The 3319-nt window shown below is 38.8% G+C and carries 4 protein-coding genes and 1 pseudogene; 1 reads left to right on the plus strand and 4 read right to left on the minus strand.

Annotated features, from left to right (window positions below; genetic code table 11):
- The 4 genes and pseudogenes from AFK68_RS05010 to AFK68_RS44250 all read right to left on the minus strand — a co-directional run.
- Positions 1–533, minus strand: a 533-nt coding sequence (locus tag AFK68_RS05010; protein ID WP_168186324.1) for a TRC40/GET3/ArsA family transport-energizing ATPase, incomplete at its 3' end; no start/stop codon positions are given.
- Positions 534–948: 415 nt separating this feature from the next.
- The gene (locus tag AFK68_RS05015; protein WP_094671842.1) at positions 949–1329 is read right to left on the minus strand and encodes a DUF2358 domain-containing protein; all 381 of its coding nucleotides are present in this window, start codon (positions 1327–1329) and stop codon (positions 949–951) included.
- Between the two features lie 55 nt (positions 1330–1384).
- Positions 1385–1951, minus strand: coding sequence for a hypothetical protein (locus tag AFK68_RS05020; protein ID WP_094671843.1), 567 nt, complete (start codon positions 1949–1951; stop codon positions 1385–1387).
- Positions 1952–2160: 209 nt separating this feature from the next.
- Positions 2161–2535: pseudogene (locus AFK68_RS44250) on the minus strand (hypothetical protein); the annotation flags it as partial.
- On the opposite strand from AFK68_RS44250, the gene AFK68_RS44255 reads away from it, so the two are divergent.
- Positions 2453–3229, plus strand: a complete 777-nt coding sequence (locus AFK68_RS44255; protein WP_371357237.1) for a hypothetical protein — start codon at positions 2453–2455, stop codon at positions 3227–3229. The pseudogene AFK68_RS44250 and the gene AFK68_RS44255 overlap by 83 nt on opposite strands.
- Positions 3230–3319: the final 90 nt, after the last annotated feature.

The following is a 3319-nucleotide window of genomic DNA, read 5'->3' on the forward strand; positions in this document are numbered from 1 at the left end:
GTAATAGGTTTAAAAATAGGTTCAAAAAGAGGTCTTAAAGCTACCGACATTCCCTGCAAAGGTTTATAAAACTTCCTCATATACCAACCCCCCACTTCCGGCAAACTCAAAAGTCGTAAAGCAGTACCAGTCGGAGCAGAATCAATAATTAAAACATCATATTCCCCCTCATCATAGTGCCGCTTCATCCGCACCAAACCAAAAATTTCATCCATTCCCGGCAAAATAGCCAACTCCTCAGCTTGCACGCCATCCAAACCTCGCGCCTGCAAAACCTGAGTAATATAACGCTTTACAGCTCCCCAGTTTCCCTCCAACTCCATCAAAGCATCCAACTCAGCACCCCAAAGATTTTCCCTAACCTTCCGAGGTTCGTGGCTCATTTCCATATCAAAACTATCTGCTAGAGAGTGAGCTGGATCGGTGCTGAGAACCAAAGTTTTATGGCCCAACTCCGCACAACGTAATCCTGTTGAGGCAGCCACTGATGTTTTACCAACCCCACCTTTTCCCGTCATTAATATTACGCGCATTAATTACTTAACCTTTTCTGAGAAATTTTTACATATCTTAAACTTTAGCATTTATTTACTTTTCCAGAATCTAATAGTTTTGAGGATATTTTTCTATATCACAATTATTTTTTTTNATATTTATGATTGTGAAAAATTAAGCTGAGAATTATTGACCAAAAAATAAAGTCTCAAGTCTCCCTTTTCAAGGGAATAAAAAATATTCGATTCAGTATTCAAGCATAGGCTTCAATCAGAGGTACTGTTAACTCATAACTAATAGAGTTGTTTGGAAATAAAAATTTAAAATGCTCAAAAGCTTGCTATATAAGGGTTTCATAATTTTAGATATTAAATGCACTGTAAGCCTTTACTGATAAGGGTTTTAGCCATTTTTTGTGCTTAATTCCCAACAACTCTAATAACTGAAATAACACTATTTCATTTGAAAAAGCTGTTTTAAAACATCTAGTCGAGAAATATCCCAATAGTCAATATGACTATTAATCAATCCATTTGTATCAAGTTTCAATTCACTCCATCCTGGTATTGCCATTCGAGGTTTCCAAGGGGCAGGCGCTGTCCAACTAAGTGTCCAACGGGTTTTAATCACATTTCCCGATTGACTAATGTCGTGCAACTCAAGTTGAATATTATTAAACCAATTGCTCATAAAACCGATCATTTTTTGATAACGGTTTATACCTCGAAATTTATTTAATGGGTCTTCAAAATAAACATTTTCTGCGTAAATACTGTAAGTTTGGTCAGCCGGAAATTTTTGATAATCTTGTTTAAGTATTGAAATAATATCCATTTTGTTTCTTGCTTCTTTTTTTGTTCCTTATTAATTATCAATTATCCATTATAAATTATTCATTAACTTCAGACCATAAACGCTCTAATTGATAACGCCAAGCTGCCAAAGTTTTTTCCCGGTATTCTGAATTCATATCTATTTCACCCATTAAACCTTCTGCATAAAAACGTTCTAAAGTTTGTATAGTTGCCTCTACAGTTTGTCCTTGGAGTTTTGCTGCTTTAATTACTTGGCAAATCCGATTTTCTATTACCTCATTAAAATAACCAGATATACCTTGTTCTTTCAAATCAAGTAATCTTTGAATACCTGCACTAAAATCTTCCACTGTTAATGTAGAAAAATTATACTGAAATACTCCCCAAAGAACATTTTCATATATGGCATAACGAGTTTCTAAAGTCACATCAAAGTTAGCTTCAAGTAATTTATCAAAAAATGGTTGAGCATCTTCTTTAGGAGCAATAGGTATTAATATTCTGAGCCAAGTTTCGTCGTCTGAGATAAGAACTAAAAGTCGAAACTTATCTCTTTCTATTTGCCATGAATTAGGTGATGGAGTTTCAACAGATTCTCCAAATATATTTGTTAGTGTTTGAGTAATTTCTAATAAATTCATCGGTATATAAATTAAGTCAGGATTAGCTAAAAATTATTTGATTTTTAGCTAATTCAAATGTACTTGTAAAAGTCAAAATTGAGATATCCAACTAATTCAATGATAAACCCCCAGACTTTAACCGGGGGTTCTTTAGCTAATAGGAAATAGTTTGCATTTACATCCCTATTGCGATCGCTACTTGTCTAAATGAAGGAACCACTAAATTTTTAGTTCATCCATTCTAGAACAGCTTCTTCCTTAGTATTAGTACGACGTTCTGGAGTTTCACGAGTGAACTTCATGTGAATAGAGCGGTTTTGTTCACCATCAACTGCTACTGCCATGATTGGATAATCAATTAAACCATCAGGGAAAGCCATCTGGAAGCGGAATGTACCATCGGGGTTTAGTTTAATTGGTCGTCCACCGATAGTCACAGTAGCATCAGGTTCAGTTGCACCGTGGATAATAAGTTCAGCATCAGCAACTAACCAGAATTTGCGGGGGCGAACTGGTGGCATGGAAGCAGCAACGCCTGACATATTCATGCCTACCCCTGACATACTCATACCAATACCAGAAGCAGTTAACCCTACCCCTGACATACTCATGCCCATACCGGAAGTAGTTAACCCTACCCCTGACATACTCATGCCTACACCGGACATTCCCATGCCCATACCGGAAGTAGTTAACCCTACACCTGACATACTCATGCCTACACCGGACATTCCCATGCCAATACCAGAAGTAGTTAACCCTACACCTGACATACTCATGCCAACACCTGACATACTCATGCCCATACCGGAAGTAGTTAACCCTACCCCTGACATTCCCATGCCAACACCTGACATACTCATGCCCATACCAGAAGTAGTTAACCCGACACCTGACATACTCATGCCCATACCGGAAGTAGTTAACCCTACCCCTGACATTCCCATGCCAATACCGGAAGTAGTTAACCCTACCCCTGACATTCCCATGCCAATACCAGAAGCAGTTAAACCTACACCAGAAGTAGTTAACCCTACCCCTGACATTCCCATGCCAACACCAGAAGTAGTTAGACCTACACCGGACATTCCCATGCCAATACCAACACCAGAAGTAGTTAACCCTACTCCCGACATTCCCATGCCAATACCAACACCAGAAGCAGTTAACCCTACTCCCGACATTCCCATGCCCATACCGGAAGCAGTTAACCCTACTCCCGACATTCCCATGCCTACACCAGAAGCAGTTAAACCTACACCAGAAGCAGTTAAACCTACACCTGACATCACCTGACATTCCCATGCCTACACCAGAAGCAGTTAAACCTACACCTGACATTCCCATGCCTACACCAGAAGCAGTTAAACCTACACCTGACATAGT

It is taken from the genome of Hydrocoleum sp. CS-953, from assembly GCF_002260545.1.
Taxonomy (GTDB): domain Bacteria; phylum Cyanobacteriota; class Cyanobacteriia; order Cyanobacteriales; family Microcoleaceae; genus Trichodesmium.